23 protein-coding genes are annotated in these 20,364 nt (G+C 41.7%); 18 read left to right on the top strand and 5 right to left on the bottom strand.

Annotation, left to right across the window (positions count from 1 at the left end; genetic code table 11):
• Positions 1 to 1,429: 1,429 nt before the first annotated feature.
• From YC6258_RS13650 to YC6258_RS13615, 8 genes are all read left to right on the top strand, one after another.
• Positions 1,430 to 2,692 (top strand): hydroxymethylglutaryl-CoA synthase family protein, encoded by a 1,263-nt coding sequence (locus YC6258_RS13650; RefSeq protein WP_044617470.1) that lies wholly within the window; start codon positions 1,430 to 1,432, stop codon positions 2,690 to 2,692.
• Positions 2,692 to 3,465, top strand: coding sequence for an enoyl-CoA hydratase/isomerase (locus YC6258_RS13645; RefSeq protein ID WP_211264681.1), 774 nt, complete (start codon positions 2,692 to 2,694; stop codon positions 3,463 to 3,465). Before YC6258_RS13650 ends, YC6258_RS13645 begins: the two co-directional genes overlap by 1 nt.
• Position 3,466: 1 nt before the next feature.
• Positions 3,467 to 4,225, top strand: coding sequence for a polyketide synthase (locus YC6258_RS13640; RefSeq protein WP_044617468.1), 759 nt, complete (start codon positions 3,467 to 3,469; stop codon positions 4,223 to 4,225).
• Positions 4,226 to 4,437: 212 nt separating this feature from the next.
• Entirely contained in the window at positions 4,438 to 4,623 is a 186-nt protein-coding gene (locus YC6258_RS13635) for a transposase (protein WP_044617467.1), read from the top strand.
• A 549-nt stretch (positions 4,624 to 5,172) separates the two neighbouring features.
• Positions 5,173 to 5,781, top strand: a complete 609-nt coding sequence (locus YC6258_RS13630; RefSeq protein WP_044617466.1) for a hypothetical protein — start codon at positions 5,173 to 5,175, stop codon at positions 5,779 to 5,781.
• A 37-nt stretch (positions 5,782 to 5,818) separates the two neighbouring features.
• Positions 5,819 to 6,067, top strand: coding sequence for a hypothetical protein (locus tag YC6258_RS13625; protein ID WP_044617465.1), 249 nt, complete (start codon positions 5,819 to 5,821; stop codon positions 6,065 to 6,067).
• Positions 6,068 to 6,138: 71 nt separating this feature from the next.
• Entirely contained in the window at positions 6,139 to 6,468 is a 330-nt protein-coding gene (locus YC6258_RS13620) for a hypothetical protein (protein ID WP_044617464.1), read from the top strand.
• 107 nt (positions 6,469 to 6,575) lie between these two features.
• Positions 6,576 to 7,112, top strand: a complete 537-nt coding sequence (locus YC6258_RS13615; protein WP_044617463.1) for a hypothetical protein — start codon at positions 6,576 to 6,578, stop codon at positions 7,110 to 7,112.
• A 565-nt stretch (positions 7,113 to 7,677) separates the two neighbouring features.
• Here the strand turns inward: YC6258_RS13615 and YC6258_RS13605 are convergent.
• The gene (locus YC6258_RS13605) at positions 7,678 to 8,556 is read right to left on the bottom strand and encodes a LysR substrate-binding domain-containing protein (protein WP_044617461.1); all 879 of its coding nucleotides are present in this window, start codon (positions 8,554 to 8,556) and stop codon (positions 7,678 to 7,680) included.
• A gap of 139 nt (positions 8,557 to 8,695) precedes the next feature.
• On the opposite strand from YC6258_RS13605, the gene YC6258_RS30620 reads away from it, so the two are divergent.
• The 3 genes from YC6258_RS30620 (at position 8,696) to YC6258_RS13595 (ending at position 10,527) form a co-directional block, all read left to right on the top strand.
• Positions 8,696 to 9,028 carry a hypothetical protein gene (locus YC6258_RS30620; protein ID WP_211264680.1) on the top strand — a complete coding sequence of 111 codons (333 nt, stop codon included), beginning with the start codon at positions 8,696 to 8,698 and terminating at the stop codon, positions 9,026 to 9,028.
• Between the two features lie 117 nt (positions 9,029 to 9,145).
• On the top strand, positions 9,146 to 9,685 hold the full coding sequence (locus YC6258_RS30615) for a hypothetical protein (RefSeq protein ID WP_211264679.1): 540 nt from the start codon (positions 9,146 to 9,148) through the stop codon (positions 9,683 to 9,685).
• A gap of 80 nt (positions 9,686 to 9,765) precedes the next feature.
• A complete protein-coding gene (locus YC6258_RS13595; protein WP_044617460.1) occupies positions 9,766 to 10,527 on the top strand; it encodes a sulfite exporter TauE/SafE family protein in 762 nt (253 codons plus the stop codon).
• 422 nt (positions 10,528 to 10,949) lie between these two features.
• Here the strand turns inward: YC6258_RS13595 and YC6258_RS13590 are convergent, their stop codons facing one another.
• On the bottom strand, positions 10,950 to 11,978 hold the full coding sequence (locus tag YC6258_RS13590) for an IS630 family transposase (protein ID WP_044617459.1): 1,029 nt from the start codon (positions 11,976 to 11,978) through the stop codon (positions 10,950 to 10,952).
• Between the two features lie 632 nt (positions 11,979 to 12,610).
• On the opposite strand from YC6258_RS13590, the gene YC6258_RS13585 reads away from it, so the two are divergent.
• From YC6258_RS13585 to YC6258_RS27325, 4 genes are all read left to right on the top strand, one after another.
• A complete protein-coding gene (locus YC6258_RS13585) occupies positions 12,611 to 13,015 on the top strand; it encodes a DUF1801 domain-containing protein (RefSeq protein ID WP_044617458.1) in 405 nt (134 codons plus the stop codon).
• A 32-nt stretch (positions 13,016 to 13,047) separates the two neighbouring features.
• Positions 13,048 to 13,341 (top strand): DUF7660 family protein, encoded by a 294-nt coding sequence (locus tag YC6258_RS13580; RefSeq protein WP_052830280.1) that lies wholly within the window; start codon positions 13,048 to 13,050, stop codon positions 13,339 to 13,341.
• 102 nt (positions 13,342 to 13,443) lie between these two features.
• Entirely contained in the window at positions 13,444 to 13,890 is a 447-nt protein-coding gene (locus YC6258_RS27330; protein ID WP_052830278.1) for a GNAT family N-acetyltransferase, read from the top strand.
• A 75-nt stretch (positions 13,891 to 13,965) separates the two neighbouring features.
• Complete coding sequence (locus tag YC6258_RS27325) at positions 13,966 to 14,466, top strand: DUF3658 domain-containing protein (protein WP_052830276.1); 501 nt, start codon at positions 13,966 to 13,968, stop codon at positions 14,464 to 14,466.
• 297 nt (positions 14,467 to 14,763) lie between these two features.
• Here YC6258_RS27325 and YC6258_RS13565 read toward each other — a convergent pair whose 3' ends face one another.
• The 3 genes from YC6258_RS13565 to YC6258_RS30285 form a co-directional block, all read right to left on the bottom strand.
• Positions 14,764 to 15,903: a PQQ-dependent sugar dehydrogenase gene (locus YC6258_RS13565; RefSeq protein ID WP_044617457.1), complete on the bottom strand. Its 1,140-nt coding sequence runs from the start codon at positions 15,901 to 15,903 to the stop codon at positions 14,764 to 14,766.
• 797 nt (positions 15,904 to 16,700) lie between these two features.
• Positions 16,701 to 16,979 carry a hypothetical protein gene (locus YC6258_RS13555; protein ID WP_044617455.1) on the bottom strand — a complete coding sequence of 93 codons (279 nt, stop codon included), beginning with the start codon at positions 16,977 to 16,979 and terminating at the stop codon, positions 16,701 to 16,703.
• A 601-nt stretch (positions 16,980 to 17,580) separates the two neighbouring features.
• Positions 17,581 to 17,718 carry a hypothetical protein gene (locus YC6258_RS30285; RefSeq protein ID WP_169748975.1) on the bottom strand — a complete coding sequence of 46 codons (138 nt, stop codon included), beginning with the start codon at positions 17,716 to 17,718 and terminating at the stop codon, positions 17,581 to 17,583.
• Between the two features lie 65 nt (positions 17,719 to 17,783).
• Here YC6258_RS30285 and YC6258_RS13550 point away from each other — a divergent pair, with 65 nt between their 5' ends.
• From YC6258_RS13550 to YC6258_RS13540, 3 genes are all read left to right on the top strand, one after another.
• On the top strand, positions 17,784 to 18,095 hold the full coding sequence (locus YC6258_RS13550; RefSeq protein ID WP_044617454.1) for a hypothetical protein: 312 nt from the start codon (positions 17,784 to 17,786) through the stop codon (positions 18,093 to 18,095).
• 120 nt (positions 18,096 to 18,215) lie between these two features.
• Positions 18,216 to 18,875 (top strand): glutathione S-transferase family protein, encoded by a 660-nt coding sequence (locus tag YC6258_RS13545; protein ID WP_044617453.1) that lies wholly within the window; start codon positions 18,216 to 18,218, stop codon positions 18,873 to 18,875.
• 584 nt (positions 18,876 to 19,459) lie between these two features.
• Complete coding sequence (locus YC6258_RS13540) at positions 19,460 to 20,245, top strand: DUF2071 domain-containing protein (RefSeq protein ID WP_044617452.1); 786 nt, start codon at positions 19,460 to 19,462, stop codon at positions 20,243 to 20,245.
• The last annotated feature ends 119 nt before the right edge of the window (positions 20,246 to 20,364 follow it).

Below are 20,364 nucleotides of genomic sequence, written 5' to 3'. Positions count from 1 at the left end.
AAAAATGCACCCTAATTTAGAAAGACATCTCTTAAAATGACGAATTGTTTTTACAAACGTACACGGCGATTAAAGCCAGAAAACACTGGAATTACAGAGATTCAACATCTATGAAGACGGTCAATATCTCCCTGACAAAATCATAGTTTTACGACTGACATAGAAATTGGTATCGGCCTGGTTTTGACCTGTTTTTTTCTGTCTTCGACAGTGCGAACCAAAAATTTACAGAAAAATAATCATGATGACTGATTGCTATTTTTAAAAACCATACTTTCAAATATTAAATAATATTTCTCTTACATATAGTTTTTTTCCGTCTATAAAGGCTGGCCCATACTGATCAAAATTTTTTGAGTTTTCAACCAAACAGAGGTACCAACCAACCACCTATTTTCTATCCAAATATATCCATCCATAAATTATTTAGAAAAAAATTACATAAAAAACTTAACATCAGAACATTATGTTTTTGATCTTATGGTGACACAAATATGTCATACACAACTGTAAATTGATGATTACACATGACCAATTTCTGTAATAATTTCAACAAGGATAAAGGTGCTTCTTTTTATTGGAAAACCAATAAAAATCCACCAAAAGTATGGAAAAAAAGGATACTTTTTTTAATTGACTAACAATATTTTTTGTGAACAACAAGAGACCTTAACCTTAGGGTTGGCCAGAAATTTCAAACACAGTCGGCATGAGTCATCTTTAAAAAAATCTGACGCAATTGGATCTCGAAACAGAAAGTTAGTGACCAGTTACCCACCCGCCACCTACAGACATATATGAGACATTGGTTCAGAATGGTTTTTAAGGAACTCCTGAAAAAACAGCTGTTTTCGAGCAGGGTATTTTCAACACCACCCGGACGCCAACCCCTCTCAAGTCCTTATTTTATTGCAGTAATCTGCGGCTTCCAGGTGGTGCATGCCAGCCTGCATCAAAACCATTCCTGTTTTGTAGAATCTCCCTGACTCTTTTTACGAGAGACTTTCAAAATCTGAAGATCAGCTTAGATTCGGCACGAAGTCAATTACTTTATCACCATACTTATTGATGAGAAAAAAGACGGGTATTACAAAAATAATTTAAAAAAATAGCCTCTATATTCTTAGCTTCATTTTTTCCATCGTACTTTTCTATGATAACTTTTTATATAAAGAATATTTCCATATTGTTACATAGACACCAAATAAACACCTCTGCGAAAAAAAATTTAACCTCTCATATTTTTGACGGACTTTTACACAGATCCTACGAAGTAGTATTCAAAATTCCGTTTTATTTATTTAGACTGATTTTTCCAAAAAACAGCCAACAAAACATAAAACCTGATTCCGTATTAAAAAGGGTTTTGAATGCTCCCTTCAGAATACACAAACAGATAACTGGCACCTTTGCAAAAGAGATCACAACTATGAATACGGTAGGAATAGAGGCAATGAATGTATACGGCGGATCAGCATTTCTGGATGTCAGAAAGCTTGCCGAACATCGAGGGCTGGATATGTCCAGGTTCGAAAACCTTTTGATGAAACAAAAAACCGTCAGCCTGCCCTATGAGGATCCTGTCAGCTTTGGCGTAAATGCGGCCAAGCCTATTATTGATGCCTTGTCTGCCGATGAAAAAGACCGAATCGAAATGCTGATCACTTGTACCGAGTCCGGAATCGACTTTGGCAAGTCCATGAGCACCTACATTCACAGCCTCTTGGGATTGAACCGTAACTGTCGCTTGTTTGAACTCAAAAATGCCTGCTACTCCGGTGCTGCCGGCCTTCAGGTTGCGATCAATACGGTGTTGTCACAAGCATCTCCAGGATGCAAGGTTTTGGTGGTTGCGACAGATATCACCCGCTTCATGGTGGCAGAAGGCGGCGATGTTCTGACTGAAGACTGGTCATTTGCCGAACCCAGCAGTGGTGCAGGCGCCGTTGCCATGCTGATCAGTGACCGTCCTCATATCTTTCAGGCGGACATCGGCGCAAACGGTTACTATGGGTTTGAAGTGATGGACACCTGCCGCCCGGCACCGGACAGCGAAGCCGGTGATTCTGATTTGTCCTTATTATCCTATCTTGAGTGTTGCGAAAATGCGTATCTGGAATATCAAAAGCGTGTAGACAACGTCAACTACGTGGATTCATTCGGCTATCTGTCGTTCCATACACCCTTCGGCGGCATGGTAAAAGGCGCACACCGTAATATGATGCGCAAGATTGTCAAGGCAGCCCCCCAGATTATTGAGCAGGATTTCGAAAAGCGTGTGACGCCCGGACTGAAATACTGCCAGAGAGTGGGCAATATTATGGGAGCAACGATGGCCATGAACCTGGCCAGCACGATTGCTAACGGAAACTACGATAGCCCACAACGTATCGGCTGCTTTTCCTACGGCTCAGGGTGTTGTTCCGAATTTTTCAGCGGCGTGGTCACCCATGAAAGTCAGCAACGCCTGTTGAACATGAACATCAGCAGCCAACTGGATCATCGCTATGAGATCACCATGAGTGAGTACGACGATCTGCTGCGCAGTGGCCATGTCGTCAAATTTGGCACACGCAATGTCACCCTTGATCCCCAGTTTATTCCCAAAGCACGCACATCCGGACAAGGGGAACCCCGACTGTTTCTCAAAGCCATCAAAGAATATCACCGTGAATATGAGTGGGTGTCCTGATGCAGATACCGGCTTATGAGACCATCAAAGTAAGTTTTGACGGGACCGTTTGTACCTTACAAATTTACCGTCCCGAAGCAAACAATACGATCAATGACCTATTTACCGATGAGTGCGCCGACTTTCTCAACCGCCATTCTGAGCACATCAGCGTTCTGATCATTAAGGGCTTACCGGAAGTCTTTTGCTTTGGCGCGGATTTTTCCGCCATCAACGACAATGTTGCTGACGGAGACCCCAAAGGCCAGAACCCTGAAAATATTTATAACGTCTGGCAGCAGATAGCCAATGGTCCTTTTATCAGCATCGCCCATGTACGCGGAAAAGCGAACGCCGGCGGCATAGGATTTGTCGCCGCGTGCGACATTGTGCTGGCGGAAGAGAATGCCGTATTCAGTTTATCAGAGCTGTTATTTGGCTTACTGCCCGCTTGCGTACTGCCGTTTCTTATTCGAAGAATGGGGCCTCAAAAAGCACATTACATGACCATGATGACCCAACCGGTTTCTGCACAACGGGCTCTCGAATGGGGCCTGGTCGACGCCTGTGAAGAGAACAGCGAGAACCTTCTGCGCAAGCACCTGCTACGCTTGACCCGGTTATCCAAAACCGCCATTGTCCGGTACAAAAAATATCGGGCAGAACTGGATAACTCCCTGGAACAACAAAAAGCATGTGCCCTGAAAACCAATCTCGAAGTATTCACTGATCCGGACAATCTCAACAGCATTTCACGTTACGTTGAAACGGGTAAATTCCCGTGGGAGAAATGAGATGACCCATACAGCCTCCCCCATCATAGACATCAGCGAAGTACAGACAGGAGTCCTGCAAATACGTATGCAGGACTATCAACACAAAAACCTCTTTACTCATGATATGAGTCGCGCCCTGATTGAGGCATTCAATACGGTCAGCGCTGACAGCACCTGTAAAGCGGTGATTCTGACTGGGTTTGACACCTACTTCGCCACCGGTGGTACACAGGAAGATTTGTTGATGCTACAGGAGGGACATGCATCATTCTCTGATAACAATATCTACGCACTCGCCCTGGAATGCCCGGTACCGGTTATCTCTGCCATGCAGGGACATGGCATCGGCGGCGGCTTTGTCATGGGCCTTTTCGCCGATTTTGTCATACTGAGCCGAGAGAGCATTTACACCACCAACTTCATGAAATATGGTTTCACTCCTGGCATGGGTGCCACCATGATCGTACCGAACAAACTGGGTGCTTATCTGGGTAACGAAATGCTGACACTCGCCAAACGTTATCGTGGCGAAGAACTGAAACAAAGAGGCGTACCCTTCCCTGTTTATCAACGCGCAGAAGTACTGCCCAAAGCAATAGAAATTGCCTGCGAGTTGGCAGAAAAACCCCGAATCTCACTCATCAAACTCAAGGACCAGCTGACCCGAACACTCCGCAAGGAACTACCTGTCTATATCGAACAGGAAGTTGCCATGCATGCCGAAACCTTTCGACAACAGGAAGTCAAAGAAAATATCGAACGCCTGTTTGGAAGGTAAAAGATACATGTAAATAAGCGGCAGCATAGTTTGTTGATGGGTCATCATTACAGAACGCACAAAACTGTTTTCATCCTTACCGGATTAATAATAATGATGCACACTATCGACGCACTGACGGATATGGCCCGAATATTTCATCAAAACTGGACCACGGAACCGCTTAGCCTTATTTTATAGGTGCTAACACACACAACAAGAGCGGCTCCGTGATGACAGAATGCTACCGGGCTTCCCTCTTATTTCCACCCGTCAAACGCTGTAAAGTCGACGTGAATTTTGACGGTGGTGAAATTTCTTCCGATGGCGGAATGTTACTGCTCAGAGAGCTCGATAAACGGTTGGGGCTCACAACGGCCATCGATCATGTTTTGCATGATAACCGTGTTCAGGGATGATGTGACCATACTCAGCTGTATTGCCGATAGCTTATTTATATTTTGGACTTGATGAAATATTCGGGCTACGAACTTCTATGTGTTCCATTATTTGGAATCGGGGCCTCTGAAAAACAGGAATAGTTTTGATGCAGCCAGTAAACCACTCACAACACCACAGTTTACTGGCGTAAATGAGGATGTGAGACTGAGGCTGACAACGTCCTGCGCGAAAATAGGCCATTTTTCAGAGGTTCCTTATCATTATAATTACTGTATATACAAACAGTATCATAGGTAATTGAAAGCATAATTTAAATATTTTTGTAACTCTGTGAAATCGTGACGCAGTATTGTGGATATGACCACAAATATCGTCTTTCGGGAAAGCAGGTTTGGAAATGCTTTTTATTGCCAGCGCGGTCTTTAGAAAATTCTTTTAATTTAATGGGTTATGGTGTCGTAGTATTTCGAATATCACGACAGGTGTCGTTTTTTCCAGGTGTTAATTGATTGCAGAAAGGCTTGAAACTATGATGGTTATCGGGTTAAGCAGGTAAATAGATCTGTTTGATAGAAACTGTATATAAAGCCGTGGAATATGTGGCATTGGGAACGCAATCTGGACTGAGTTTGAATAAAATTCATAGGTTGTGGCACGGTGTTTCCAATGTAGCACTGCGCTTACCCATTCCAAACATCAGTTTTGGTGACCTCACGATATACCAGAATAAAGAAAAAATTAGGAAAAAGGTGAATTCGGTTTTAGATTTTTTGAAATCTATTACCGGCAATCTTTTAATGGCAGGACCACTAGGCGAAGTGTTTAGTTTCGACTGCTTCGCTTGCGGAATGACATTAAAGCGGCCTGTAAAAAACTTAATTTCTCCGTCTGTAGTCAACTGCATTAATCCGAACTGTAATGAAAGCTATCTTCTTGAGCCAGGTGAAACCAAAAAAAACATCGATATCACGAGGCGAGTTTTCAGATTTGAGTGCCATAGCTGTCAACAGAGCCTAGAAGTTCCTAGCAATATATTCAGGGAACTGAGATTTAATCAGCAACTTAACATCGTATGTGGCTCATGTCAGTCAACGCTAGAATTAGTCATGCGGCCCCTGATGAAATTGGTTGAAGACAAGAATTCACATAACAAACAAAATCAGGCGGATGCATAAATGCGCCACTGCTTAGAACATTATACGTAAGGTGCCCATGAACAAAGAATTGGCGGAAAGCATAAGCGTCCTGGCTCTTAGGATCGGCGCCGACATGGATAAACAATTGGCTCGCATTAAAGAAAGGTGCTCTGAAGAAGAGTTCAAAAAATACCAATTTGCAACAGGAAAGGTTATGGCTGAACTCCTAATAGGTTTCATGAACCCTATATACAAGGAGCATCCAGATTTAATGCCAAAAGAAATGGGCGGCGAGTATGAGATTGACCCAGCTATCTATAAATAAGCAACGTATAACAATCGGCTGTAGCATCGACCGCATAAAGCGCGGCTTTGTACGTAAACGAGATTCAAAGCATGATCATAAAGTTTAAGAATGAAGAATTTGAATTCGATTCGTCCGAAGTGGACGAGTATTCAATCAATGGTCATTTCAAGAGAAGTCCTGAAATTAAAGAGCAGATTGAACGTCTTGAAAATTCACTCAAAGAAGACTGGTATTTAGATAGGAACGGCGAACGTTTAGAGGATGATCTGTTGTTTGCGGCCTCACCGTGGTCAATTGAAGCTCCATTTGGTCAAGTAAAACTGATACGCCGTTTTCATGATTTAGAGTCTGGTGAGGCATTCTTTAACACACAGCTGGGTTATGGCGGGGAGCTTTTTAAGTGGTTACGTCAAAACTAGTACAAACGTATAACAAACAAATCATGGCGCTGCTGCGCAGCTGGGACCTTCGTTCCGACGCTTCGCGCCTTCACTACGGCCCCATATTTGGGCGTTGGGCGTAAACGATGCAGACCACGCGAGTTATAACTGAGCAAAACATCGGCGAGGTGCTGATGGCTGTTTACAAGGAAGATGAGCCAATTGGCTATCAGGCTGATTCGGCTTTTGGAGAGGAACTAAAGGTGTTCAATTCAAGGGAAGAATTAAGCCAAGAAATTGCTGAATTGCTTAAAAACAAGACACCATTTTTTCAGTTTGCTTTCTATTATCCGGCGTCGGAAGGCTTCATTGAAAAGCAAAGAGTCAGCTTAAATCCGGAAAAGTGTAATGGTCATACGTTTAAGTTTTCTATTAAGGGTTGGGGTTTAGTCTATTTGCAGTTCCATAGAAAGCCTCAAGGCATTGAGTGCAGAGCATCGGTGAATACGGAAAAAAGAGCTAACACTTGGAAAGACACCTACCCCGATCTGAAAGAGCCCAACTTGTGGCAATGGAAGGTGGTAGAAAAGAACGCTAGACGAATAATTAGAGTAATCAACAAAATCGCCCAACAAGGCACTCCAGCCGACCCAAAAACCGCTACGCGCTTTTCGGTCGGCTGAGTTTTGACATTATGTTTCAAATGAATAAATACGTGATCTTGGCAAGCAAAGCCTTACTAGCAACTGTTGCATTCACTGTGCTGCTATTCCTTGCAGTTTTAACCACAACGTTAATAGTACAAGGAGATCAACACCCAGATAATTGGGTAATAACAGCTTACGACATAGCCGCAATGGTAGTCGTAGCAGCTATTTACATAGCTACTCTGGCCCACATGCTAAAAAAATTTTTCAAGGAAGGTAAACATTCAAATGAGTAGAAACATAACAAGACCAAGCAGCATCGTGCACTTCGTTACGAAACGGTCAGAACTCAAATAAAAGGTACTGAACTGGAAAACAGTATCACAAGTGACTTAGTTGATTTAATTGAAATACACAATGAACGTAACAACATCACCTGACGAACGGCTGCTACGGGCAAACTTACACTGTCATCTTTTATTAAAAACACGCATCATCCGCTATCAAAGTTTTCTCGCTGAGCCGCTAATCTGCGCAGGAAAGCTTGTTCTTCTGTTGTATATTTGAGAGCGTCTTGTTTCATGGACGCGGTTATCGCACACTATGCCTCAGTATTCTTTATTTCCGATCCGGTAATAAGCTCCAAAAAAGCGTCTTTAGCGCTATGGCAGCCTGTTTCTTTATGCCAAATAAAGTAATTATCGATGGGCTTTAATTCATCAAAGGAAAACGCTTTTATACCTCCGATTAACTTGAATTGATCGAATATCCCTTTGGGAACCAGTGAAATTCCTGCGCCAGAACTTACACATCCTAAAATGGTGCCATAACTGGCAATACTTGTGATAGGGACTGAAACACCGTTCGCCAATAACCAATTCTCCAATGCTTTTCGATATGGACAACCCTCAGGCCACATATAGATATTTTTATCAATTAAACTTTCAGCCGATTCAATATCGTCATACGTGGAAGATGCAATGACGACTAGCTCTTCTTCATAGATTTTCTCATAGCACACTGATGGATGAGTACTTTTAACTGCAATAATAGCTCCATCTATTTCGTGTTTTACTACCTTGTCCTCCAGATTTTTCCATGTGTCAGTCGAAAATTCCAGTTGCACAGCGGGGTATGATTGATGATAAGTGGACAGTAGTTTAGGTAATCTACCTGTTCCTGAGGACTCTATAGCACCAATACTAAGTTTGCCCGAGGGAACTGAGTTTGAACTTAGCGCTCTTTTTGCTTCATCGCATAGTGAGAGAATTCTGTTGGTATACTTTAAGAAAATAACTCCAGAAGGACTAAGAACTAATCCTCTGCCTTGTCTAATAAATAGTAATTCATCTAATTCTTCCTCTAATTTTTTGATTCTCATGGTAATGTTTGATGGTACGCAATATAGTTGTTCCGCTGCTCTAGCAATGCTTCCGCTATCCGCAACTTTTTTGAACATGCGCAATTGTGACAGATCCATAAAAAGCTCATTTAAAGTGAGTTAAAATATCAATATAAATTACTTTAAATGAGCCTTTCAGTAAATTAGTTTCCTTGTGTGTTGAGCTTACAGATCTGTAAGCTTTTCTATATAAGATTTATGCCATAAGGAAACGGACATGACTGCAAATGTACTAGAAAAACCTGAGAATCATTTTTCTGCCAAGCATAACACTACTCGTGGGATGCAGGAATTTGGCGAGGCGTTCATTTTAAAGCTACCGAAACACATTGCATCTCTCAAAATACACGGTAGAAAAATGACCGATTCAGACAGAAAAGATGCGGTACTTGCTTTTGTAAACGACATAGATGCAATTCAAAGCATGATGACAGAAGTGCTTCTTCATCCGACAACTCTCCAAGCTCAGTTTTATACCGAACAAGCATTCTTAGCGTTTTTAGATAAAAAACATGTGGATGATGGTCTACTTAAGTTCTTTAATGGATGAAATGAAACTCATAAGACCACCAGCCTTGTTTCTGCAAAACTAATCCTGCGTCTTGCTGCTGATACAATTTTTTTGACTTCGGACAAATTTTCTGGTTATCACCTAACTATGGCGCACATGTATGAAGTAGCAAAAGATGATTTTGGCTTAGGCCATACAGGGTATGACGGAATGTATAAGTATATGACCGATGCTTTCGATTGTGATCAATGGGTTAACCCCAATTACAAAGTACAGGAGTGCAATGAGTTTTCTGATTTCCTATATGTAATTGGGGTAGATGGTAATAAAGAACCTTTGGAATCAAGTGAGTACTTTCTCTCTATCCTGAATGCCATGATGGTTTCTATATCTTTCGAACTTTGGAATGGAAGAGAATACAACTTTATTGCCCAATTTATTAAGCAAAAACTTCTTCAAATTAACCCATTCCTTGCCAATGACGAAGTAGCCTTTAAAAATGCCAGAGGCTACATTTTTGCTCATTCAAGTGAAGTAGAAAACAAACATGGATTGCATGCTCTTGCAGCAGCTCATGCCTATTCTCGGCTCAACAATGTCTCATTCGATATTGAGAAATTAAAACAAACCATGCTTAATTGTAATTTCAGGGAAGGCATGGCTTTCTGCGCTCTTCATAAAGCGTTAACAGAATAAACTTCAATCAAACATGTATCCGCATACGAATGTTAAAAATAACTTGAGAAGAATACTCATTTTCTAAATAAGAAGAAAATATGGCTATTGATCTTTATGCGCTAGGGTTCTTTTCTTTTTGTGGGGGGCTAATTGATGCCGCAGTTGGCGGTGGAGGATTAGTCTTGATGCCTGCCTTACTACATGCACTACCTGACTATGCTTTAACTACTGTATTTGGCACAAACAAAGTTGCTGTATGGGCAGGTACGTTGTCTTCTATATTTCGGTATATAAAACGGGTCAATATAGTCTGGAAAATTATGGTACCGACGGCTCTGTCAGCCTTCTTTTTTTCTTACTTGGGTGCTATGTCAGTATCTTTGATTCCTAAGGAAACCATGCAGATCGTCGTATTTATTCTTCTCATCACAATGGCTATCTATACGTTTATAAAAAAAGATCTAGGTAAAACGCATCAGCACTTGAAAGGCAATAGCAGAGAAATTGTAAAAGGAATAATTTTCGGAGGTTTTATTGGGTTTTATGATGGGTTATTTGGACCAGGTAGTGGTAGTTTTCTGATTTTTCTGTTTGTTCGGGGATTTGGCTTTGACTTTCTCAACGCATCAGCATCAGCAAAATTAATTAATATGGGAACATTTACGGCTGCTCTCTTGTTCTTTATCCCTTCTGGCAACGTTCTATGGAATGTGGGTCTTCTTGTAGCTGGTTGCAATATCCTTGGAGCCTTTGTGGGAGTATTTCTTGCGCTTAGGTATGGGAGTGACTTTATTCGGATTGGTTTCCTAATTCTTTTAGTTTTTTTGATCGGTCGAATGGGGTTGAATATTTTTCTTTAAATATATTTTAGTGGCCTAATAAAACGTGAATCGAACCAAAGCATGGAACATTTGAATACGCGCTGCATTATCTGATTGAAAACGAGCCGGAGCTTTCAATTTTCGACCCTCATTACCAAAACGATCACAGCGGCCACCTGGCTTGCGACACCGTTCCCCACTTCACCACCATTGCGGGTATTTATCTATGGTTACAGCATGGAGGTCCAGGTTTGTTAGGTAACGCGGTATATGCTATTAATGGTTAATAGCAGGTGTTGGTAGACAAGTCGATTTTTCTCTTAGGTAAACATAATAAATATATTTACAGCCACAGAATATCGGTTTTCGAACGGACATTCACTCATATGTGTTTGAATAAAAAAATTAAATCGCTATGGTTTGAGAAGTAAAACTATTAACCCGGCGATTAAACATACCTGTTATGCAGCGTAAGCAATTTTTTTATGGATAAAATATTTCCGCACTCGACCAGGTTTCTTTTGTAACATCTGCATATGACTTCGAACTTTTTTCTTTAATTTTTCTTTGTTTCTCGCTGGCTTGCCACTGTGAACACCTGCTTTCAAATCACAATTCAAATATTCATCCGGATTCAGTTCCGGTGAGTAGGATGGTAAATAAAATACCGCTATGTCTGCCCGATGTTTTTCCTGCCAAGCTTTAAATAGTTTTGCGTGGTGAACACGAAGATTATCCAATATCAGATAGACCTTTCTGCCCGCGCTTTTGATGATACGCTCACAAAAATCAATCAGAATGTCGGTATTCATTGACCCATCGAATATCTTAAATCGAACTTTTCCCTGATTGGTCACCGCCGAAATCATATTGGTGGAAGTACGGTTGGCATTAAGCCGAACAACCGGTGTCTTTCCTTTTGGGGCATAGCCTCGTTCGTGCTGGCTGTCATTACGCATACCCGTCTCATCGCCCCAGTATATCTCTGCGTTTTCACGTTTTGCTTGAGCTTTGATCTTCGGATAATCGTCATCCAACCACTGTTGAACGGCTTTCGGATTTTGCTCGTACGCTCGCTTTGCAGGTTTTTGGGGGGTCATGCCCCAACGTTTGAGATAATCACCGACCGTTCTCACTGGCAACTGGATCTTGAATTCCTGCTCAATCAACTCGCACACGGCTTTTCGTGTCCACAAGACATAATCCAGTTTTAACTGGTCGGGCGTTTTGTCGATGATCTGTGATCTAATGTGTTTTTCCTGGTCAGCAGATAACCGTCTTGCTTCTCCCTGCTTACGCCCCCCTCGATTGACAGTGAGGTTGGTTGTGTCGAGCTTTAACCATCGACCGATCGTATCTGGATGTACGCCGCCGAGCTCTTGACCAATCTCTGCGCGTGTGAATCCACGCATGCGTAACCGATGTGCCATGCGGCGTTTTTCTTCGATCACTTCTCGTGGTAGTTTTCTTGTGTCTGTTGTCGTTTCCATTGGACTATTGTATCAGATATTCTTTATCGCCGGGTTAATAACGTTCAAGCACAATGGCATTTTTATTGCACGGTTTATAATATTGAGAAGTGGATGAACTCCGAAGAGTTGAGTAGAGCATCGCAATTGCTCAATAAATCAACAATTGCTCGCCATAAATAAAACAGCACGGTTTGTTAACTTGTTAATATTAATAATTTAAATTTATAGGCCTGTGAAAATATATTTTGAGGGAAGTTATATTTCGCTTAAAATGAGAGTTTCTACAGGCAGTTCAAGAAACTATAAAAATTTTTGATCTTTTTTACCGCCAATACTTTCAGATTTCGTCTGTGCAGAAGAATTATATAAAGGTATAGAGCGACATCAGGAAAAAGAAATGCAAATTCCTGAAAGCGAATTTATATACGAAAACGTTCTTTTAGAGGTAAAGCACTGAAAGTAGGTTAAGTGAGGATGTCAAATTTGATGAAGCATGGGTTCCTTTAGTCTTAACAATTTGTTGTACCCTGATCCAACTACGCGCCACAAACTTGCAATGTTCCATTGGGCAGGTAAGAAAGATGTTTAATCTTTACTGCTAAAAACTTTAGCGTAGATTCTACAGCGTTATGCGAATAAAGAGTGCAGATATGAACGCTGATGTTCAAGAAAAGTTTGATAGCTACCCAACGCAAATTAAGCCTCTTATTCTTCAGTTGAGAGAAATCGTATTTAGTGTTGCAGAAGATCTGAGCTTGGGTGAAATCGATGAGACCTTGAAATGGGGAGAACCAAGCTACCAAGTTAAAACCGGGACTCCTGTGCGAATGGACTGGAAAGCCAAATACCCGAATCAATATTTTCTATTCTTTCAGTGTCAAACAAAGCTCGTCGATACATTTCGTGAGTTGTATGCAGAAGATTTGGAATTTCAGGACAATCGCGCTATCGTGCTAAATGTAAACAGCGCTTTACCCAAAAAAGCCATTCGCCATTGCATTGAGTTAGCCATGAAATACAAGAGTATTCGGCATTTGCCGTTACTGGGTTCATAGATGAAATAGTCGAGATATAGGTACGAATCAAAATGATGAAATTACATGATCTGATTGAAATAGTTGATGACGAAAATTCGTTTTTAGCTTTTGTTGAAGCACTCAAGAAAGATCGTGAGAATGCAATCGCTTTGGAGAAAAAAAACCCGAGCAGTCCCCACGATAGCGATGCAGGTGGCTGGGAAAATGTGACAATTGAGTCATTCCTGGAAGCGGCTCATGCATGGGCAATCGATTCAGATTTTGGTGCATCACAAGGGCTATCGAGTGACAATATCTGGAAAAAAATGGCAACATTTCTATATTGTGGAAAAATTTACGAGTAAAACTGGTAACAGCACATAACAAACATATCTTGTCGGACCAACTTTCCGTCTCACTCCAAACCTGTCGTATAAAGCAGGCATTAGATTTAAATTGAGGGCGTAATGAACATAAGGGAATTTGATTATCAGAATGATATCTCTTTATATGTCAGTGGAGATATAGAAGCGTTTAAAGAATCGTTTCCAGGTATAACTATTCCCAGTATTTTGAAATCTGAGATTGAGCACGGATTTAAGAGTTTTTGTATTAACGACTTCAATTGTGCATATACTGCGGTTGAGAATGAAAAACCTGTAGGTTTTGTAGTTGTTTCGATCCACTATTTCTACATGATTCCTCAGGGTTATATCGAGTCGATCTACGTGGATTCCGATCATAGAGGTAATGGAATTTCACATGAGTTAATTAATAAAGCTACAGAATGGGCTCGCAGTAAGGGCGCAAATACTATAAGACTGGATGTGTCTTTAACTAATGAGATAGCTATTTCAGCCTACCAAAAAAACGGATTTATTCAAACCAGAATTCAGATGGAGAAGTTCACCTGAATCTGACAAATTGTCACACTGGACTCGCGACCTCGCCCGAAAAAATAAAATGTTATGTTTGAAAAGGACTCATCAATGTCATCGATTGAATCGCTAAACCAATTGCTGTCCCAGGCTGTTGAAAATCTTGAATTGGCTCTCGAAGAAACAATGGAGCTAAAACGAAATGAAAAAAATTCGAGTATTCAAATTGGAAAGCTCGGCAGGTCGATTGGCCTTATCCGTGAATTTCAGAGCCTAATTTTTAAACAACACCCTGAATTAGCACCGAAGTCTGTGGTTCCAGATGAGGAAATACCGGAATTAAATCAGGAACAGAAACAAGCCATTGCCAGTTTAACTCCTGAAGACATTAAGCGAATTGATGAAGAATTAATGTCATTTGCAACTAATCGATTTCAAAAAGTTGCAAACATAGTTGGTCTATTTATGCTGCAGTCCGAGCGGCACGAGCCTTCCATTCCGGATGTATTCTACGGCGAAAGAATAAAAATATTGGCAAATGCAGGGTTGCTCGAATCACAGGGCAACTTGAAGTTCATGCGATATAGTGAAGTTCGTATCGCGAAAACATAACAAAGTAATCAAATTGTGCCTTCAGCGTTGGCATTAGGAAAATGGACTCAAATGCCTGGCAAAAGTGTTCAATACGCACGCACAGGTGGATACCCGGAGCTATCAGTCATTTTGTCTGAAAAAAAAAGGCAAAGTTGTTGTCAAAAATTTTGCTCGTTCGAATAATGACACAACCATAAACCAAAAGCACAAAACGACAGAACCTGTTGTCACAGAACCGCCCTTACTTTGTCTGCCGGTGCCGATAAAGTAAGGCTAAAAACGGTTCCGTGACTCGGTTTTATTGAGGCACTCGGATTAAGGCTGCAGGTTCACTGTATAAATAACACCACCGGTGTAGTCAGCAACATAAACCTCACCACTTGGAGACTTGCCAAATGTAGCCCAGTTTTTACCACTTTCAATACGTTCCGCAACGACGGTAGAGGGATGATCAAGATCCAATGCGCCAAGATAACCCGTCATAAAGTCGGCAAATACATAGTATTCTTTATCTTCCAACCACAACGTTTCACCACCAGTAACTGAATTTCCCTGATCACCACTGTGAGCATACTGATAAGCAGGTAGAACTTCATTTGGAACGGTACATTCACTATCCGGATTTGTTGTACCAGTTGAAGTATCAAAGCATTCTGTCCCTTCCTTGATATTCCATCCTAAATTAATAGCCTGCTGACCAAACATAGATGATGGGATTACGTCGATCTCCTCCATGCGGTGCTCACCTACATCCGCTACGATCAAATCTCCTTGACTGTCAAAGGTCAACTTCCATGGATTACGAAGACCATAGGCTATTATCTCAGGTGCAGCCTGGGGGATGAATTTCCGTAGGTTATCACTGGGACTCAGATAGACATCACCCGCATAAAATGAAGGATAGATGCGCAGAATTGAACCATATAAATTCTGTACGTTCTGACTGTTGCCCTGGGGATCACCTTCGCCCCCGCCATCACCAATCCCCAGATAAAGCGCACCATCGGGTCCGAGTCTTAGCGCGCCGCCATTACCGTTTTCATAGGGCTGTGGAATTTCCAGCAAAACCCTTTCTTTCGTGATGCCTCGCTGGTCGATATGAAATGTGGACAATCGAGTGACCAGTTCATCATTGACAGATGCAGCATAATAAGCATAAAGATTTCCAGTCTTGATAAATCCCCAGTTGACAGCTATACCATACAGTCCCGCCTGCCAGCTATCATTTGACACACCTGGAACTGTACCTATCTTGGTAACATCCTGACCACAACCTTTGAACCAATACAAATCACCTGGTTGAGTTGCAATAATACCGTGCCTGGGGGATATAAAAGTCATATCCGTAATCTGACCAGGTGCGACAACGCAACTTTCCATATTGAGACTTACTGCCATAGCAGTTTCAGATAATGACACTGAAATCAAAGCACTCAACAATATTTTTTTAACCATTGATGTTCTCCAGAGTAAAAAAAATTATGCAAAAGATAACCCTTCTGGTAGATCACACTTATTTCGCGATCAACCAGGAAACGTCACCAATCACCAGAAATTCAAGACCGGCTAAAACGATAGATGTGCAGGGGCTAAAATTCGAAATTCATGTCCAGAAAAAGCTAAATCAATTATCACAGATATGATTTATTCAGGACCATCCAATGCTACAAAAAAGACGATAAAACCCATTCATTTTATAAAATTTCTAAGAGCAAAATAGAGATTTATTACAAAAAAATGAACGCAAAAAAAATAAAATGTAGCATAGATAAAAATAACGATAGCAGGCAAATATCCACCCATCGTGGTCGATGGGTATTAGGCAAATATCATGCTTTTTATACAATAATACTTTAGAACTAGCTTCATAATAAAATATGTACATGCAATGAAGCTAATAAACAGAACCACTGGAAAATCCCAGGAAAATCAACAACTTTTGAAAAGATCAATTCTATAAATCGAGCCAAATTTTAATATTGGACTGGCTGTTCGGAGGATCATTCATGGACCTATTTCAGGCATGACTAAAAATCATGCCTCTCTTAGAAAGTGAGGCATATTAATTATTTTGAAATGGTTCACATAAAAATAGTGATCGAGAAAACGATTGAAACAAAAAGAACCAAAGACCACCGCGCATGTGGTCTTTAGTAGGAGAAGAAGATTTCAGAAAATTTGCTTGATTCCTGACAGCGCCTTTTTGACGGCCACTGTACAGGCAATCACCTGTTACATCATCCGATGTCGCGTTAAACGTCTTTCACATTGCCAACGCTGTTGCAACTGTTCGAGGGAATCACAAAGATCCAGATGCAGGGCTGCCGACATCCCACTTCCAACACCATGGTTTCTGTCACCTGGAGTCGCTCAACCGGAAGTTGCAGGATATCCGCCAGAAACAGCATGGCCCCATGCCGCCCACTATCCCCACTTAACGCGGCGAGTGTTTGTACGCCTGGCTGCAAGTAAACCCCACGTCTGATACACAACAAATTGCAGGCCCGTACCCATATAAACTTGGCATTCATATAGATTTTCCTGATCAGTTTGAATGTCGATTTTTTTTAAATCTGCGAAATCCCTTGATTTTAAAGGGCTCGCATGAGCATAGGCCCATGGTGTGATCCGACACTGAAAAACTGAGTGATGACATGACCATCCCGGCCTGGATCATTCTTGGCTGGATGATCGCAGATCTTGGGTAGTTTCAGAATTGCCTTAGAAATGCAGAGGCTAAAATGCATTGACAATGTGATTGCGGTGTACTGTCAAAGTGATAGCGTCGACTGCCGCTATTGCCTTCTCACGGGCTTGATATTAACCCGTATACATGTCGGGTTGATAGCCTGCCGAGATGTCGGAGCACACCATTGGCCATAGCCAATGCGAGCCCCGATAAATCAAGCGGTCCGACGATTCGGTGTTTCGTGCAACACCGCCAGATCTATCGGGGCGACAATTAAAGAGATCAGGGCGATCTATTTAATTGCCGGGTTAATTAATTAGAACATCCAAATGGAAATAACTGCCAACAGCCAATATCGAACCATCATAGCCGAGTGCCAGACTGCCACCAACATCATCAAACTCCCTCGTATCTTTCGCCTTCACATAGGCTTGCTGAGATCATTACCCGCTCAGGTCACGGTGAAATAAATAAGCAGCACCAGCATAGGTTGATTGATAGTCATCGAATGTGCTGTTGTCTGTTTGGTCACCATTAATACCTACTGCACTACTGCTTTCCCTTGGCGCACCAATGGCCATATAAGTACCATCATCACTGAAACTGATAACCTGACCAAAGTAATCATTGTGTCATGTGAGGTTAAATGCAGAATATCGTAGAACGAGCTAAAGTCATACTCTCAGAAAATTCAAAAATACGTTACGGTATTTTTAGCATCATAGAAAAAACTGACTATTTTCCTCCAATGGACTTCTTAAATGAATTTCTGCTGTGTGGTAACGATCCATGTGACCAGGATGGCAGAATGGAACAGTGGTTACCATTTGAGCTAAATGAAGAAGAATACCGAACCGTGATATTGTGGTGGCAGGAAAGCCATCCTAAGGTTATTGAAAGCAGCTTAAGTACGGAAAGCTGGCATGATTGGATGCAGGAAGTTCTGGAAAGCTCTTAACAATCTGTAGCGGTTCACACCCACCTAAAACCGCTCAGCAGCGGGCGTTACTGGCACTAGATTGCCTCTCTGTACTCGGGCATTATGAGTATCCATAACTTCACATACAAGGACTCTACTTTGTTCAAGCTTTATTATTATCCAAACAATGCAAGCCTGGCTCCTCATTTTTTGCTTCATCACTTGAATGCGGACTATGAGCTATTGTTAGTTGATAAACAATCGAATGCGCAGAAGTCACCGGATTATCTCAGACTCAACCCAGCGGGTCGTATACCCACGTTAGTTGTGGGTGAACAAGCAATTTTCGAAAGTCCGGCGATTTGCATGCATATCTGTGAGTTGCACCCGGAATCAAGCTTAATGCCTGCCATCGGCAGCCCTGATCGCCCTTTATTTTATCAATGGCTGGCATTTCTGAATAACACGCTGCAAGCAGAGCTGATGGTTCGCTATTACCCTCACCGCCATACTAATGATGAAGCGACCATTCCAAACGTTGTGGCGGCACAAGATGACAGAATTGCGGATGCACTATCCATTATCAACGATCAACTTGGGCACAATGAATATTTACTGGGTGATACGTTGACCGCATGTGATTATTTTCTGTTCATGCTTGCGGAGTGGTCGTTACCGATAGCAAAGTCGCCACTCACTTTTGAACATCTTGCGGCGTATCTGAAACGCCTTTGTGACAACCCAACGATTAAGGCTGTTTGTGACATCGAAGGTATCGATCTCAGCCCCTTTAAATCATACGCACCACAAAGCATTTAAGAGTGATTCCAAACACTTGCCGGCTTCACTTGCCCAACGTTAGTTACATCTTAGTGTAGCGTTAAATATGGTCTATTTGATGGTTCATAAGCCAGGAAAGCATGAAACCAATTATCCATAGGAAATCTTTCCATGATTCTGTCTGGGTTACACGATATCTGAGATAAAGAGGCTCAACTGCACTTACTCACGAGACCGAATGGTGCTTGAGCATTCATCCATATGAGTTATAAATGTGGGAAAAAAATTTTGATGAACTTGTGGAGTCCTGGTATATAGAAAATATGGGATAGCTTTCGAAACGAAAGTATTACCTGATGCCGGCGAAATCATACAAATGTATGTTAAAGCTGAATTTCAAAACAAGGAATCAACAAAGAGTTTATGCGAGCTATCAGAGAACTTGCAGTTTCAAAGGCTGTTTCCACGGTGTTACTCTGAGTCGCAAAAAGCAACTAAAGAACGATTAAAGTATATGAGCAGTCTGGCCTCATAGAGCCATATGCCTTATGGATGCAACTTTTGAGTATGATCTCAAGTTCAATAAGTTTGAAAATGACTGCGTTGATTTTTAAGGAAGTATCGTGCAAGCATCGCGTAACCTGAAAGACTATTTGATCGATAGGCCACAGCCTAAGGGGATAGACGTCCTCTGCCGCCTGAAAAACTTTGCAATCATTACATACGCAGTTCCCGCTGACAGGTTTAAAGGTTTATTTCCTGAGCGCTTTAAACTGGATGTGGTTGATATCGATGGTCAGGAAATGGGTCTGATTTCTGTGGTACCGTTTATTGATGTCGACTTTACTTCGGCTGTCTTTCCATTCCCAAAATTCACAATGGGGCAAACCAATTACCGGATCTACATCATCGATACGCAGACTGGTGAACGTTGTGTGTGGTTTCTTGGCACAACCCTCGACTCCTGGACCTTAGTCGTTCCAAGGTATCTATGGAACTTACCATGGCATGCCGGCAAAGTTCGCTTTGATTGCGCGTTTAACGAATCGACTGGTTTGTATGACAAATATCTTATGGAGACTTCATCCAATTGGGCTGAAGCTTCAGTTGAATTGGAGCAATCAGGATCAGACATATTTGAGTTCCCTGGCTTTCCCGATGTCGAGTCAGCTCTGGTCTATCTTACCCACCCCCTGGCCGGCTTTTATTATCGCAGAGATAATAAACTTGGCACATATCGGGTGTGGCATAAGGCACTCGCTGTTAAGCCAGCCAAGTTAAAATCAGCACACTTCAAGCTCTTGTCTGATCTCGATATCGTTAAGGAATCAGAGCAAATTGATCCTTACAGTGTATTAATAGAGCCAATCAATGAATTTACCATTTACCTGCCTCCAACCGTTATTTAACGAGAACCTTAACAAGACATCCGCAACACTGACCTGCTGCCTGGCAATGACTCAAAACACTAGTGGAATTGGGTTCATCAATGCCTGAACACCTATAAACAACATCAAGGCTGGATGAA

The sequence above is a fragment of the Gynuella sunshinyii YC6258 genome, assembly GCF_000940805.1.
In the GTDB taxonomy this organism is placed as follows: domain Bacteria; phylum Pseudomonadota; class Gammaproteobacteria; order Pseudomonadales; family Natronospirillaceae; genus Gynuella; species Gynuella sunshinyii.
The sequence above is the reverse complement of the archived record's forward strand: the minus strand, read 5'-3'. Positions and strand labels throughout refer to the sequence as shown.

Coding starts and splice junctions, on each gene's coding strand:
- YC6258_RS13625 (WP_044617465.1), top strand. CDS start 5,819: ATGAACAAAGAATTGGCGGAAAGCATAAGCGTCCTGGCTCTTAGGATC.
- YC6258_RS30285 (WP_169748975.1), bottom strand. CDS start 17,718: ATGGCCATTGGTGCGCCAAGGGAAAGCAGTAGTGCAGTAGGTATTAAT.
- YC6258_RS13550 (WP_044617454.1), top strand. CDS start 17,784: ATGCAGAATATCGTAGAACGAGCTAAAGTCATACTCTCAGAAAATTCA.
- YC6258_RS30615 (WP_211264679.1), top strand. CDS start 9,146: ATGTATGAAGTAGCAAAAGATGATTTTGGCTTAGGCCATACAGGGTAT.
- YC6258_RS13645 (WP_211264681.1), top strand. CDS start 2,692: ATGCAGATACCGGCTTATGAGACCATCAAAGTAAGTTTTGACGGGACC.
- YC6258_RS27325 (WP_052830276.1), top strand. CDS start 13,966: ATGTCATCGATTGAATCGCTAAACCAATTGCTGTCCCAGGCTGTTGAA.
- YC6258_RS13640 (WP_044617468.1), top strand. CDS start 3,467: ATGACCCATACAGCCTCCCCCATCATAGACATCAGCGAAGTACAGACA.
- YC6258_RS13590 (WP_044617459.1), bottom strand. CDS start 11,978: ATGGAAACGACAACAGACACAAGAAAACTACCACGAGAAGTGATCGAA.
- YC6258_RS13650 (WP_044617470.1), top strand. CDS start 1,430: ATGAATACGGTAGGAATAGAGGCAATGAATGTATACGGCGGATCAGCA.
- YC6258_RS13555 (WP_044617455.1), bottom strand. CDS start 16,979: ATGAATGCCAAGTTTATATGGGTACGGGCCTGCAATTTGTTGTGTATC.
- YC6258_RS13595 (WP_044617460.1), top strand. CDS start 9,766: ATGGCTATTGATCTTTATGCGCTAGGGTTCTTTTCTTTTTGTGGGGGG.
- YC6258_RS13615 (WP_044617463.1), top strand. CDS start 6,576: ATGCAGACCACGCGAGTTATAACTGAGCAAAACATCGGCGAGGTGCTG.
- YC6258_RS27330 (WP_052830278.1), top strand. CDS start 13,444: ATGAACATAAGGGAATTTGATTATCAGAATGATATCTCTTTATATGTC.
- YC6258_RS13605 (WP_044617461.1), bottom strand. CDS start 8,556: ATGGATCTGTCACAATTGCGCATGTTCAAAAAAGTTGCGGATAGCGGA.
- YC6258_RS13585 (WP_044617458.1), top strand. CDS start 12,611: ATGAACGCTGATGTTCAAGAAAAGTTTGATAGCTACCCAACGCAAATT.
- YC6258_RS13635 (WP_044617467.1), top strand. CDS start 4,438: ATGACAGAATGCTACCGGGCTTCCCTCTTATTTCCACCCGTCAAACGC.
- YC6258_RS13565 (WP_044617457.1), bottom strand. CDS start 15,903: ATGGTTAAAAAAATATTGTTGAGTGCTTTGATTTCAGTGTCATTATCT.
- YC6258_RS13580 (WP_052830280.1), top strand. CDS start 13,048: ATGATGAAATTACATGATCTGATTGAAATAGTTGATGACGAAAATTCG.
- YC6258_RS30620 (WP_211264680.1), top strand. CDS start 8,696: ATGACTGCAAATGTACTAGAAAAACCTGAGAATCATTTTTCTGCCAAG.
- YC6258_RS13620 (WP_044617464.1), top strand. CDS start 6,139: ATGATCATAAAGTTTAAGAATGAAGAATTTGAATTCGATTCGTCCGAA.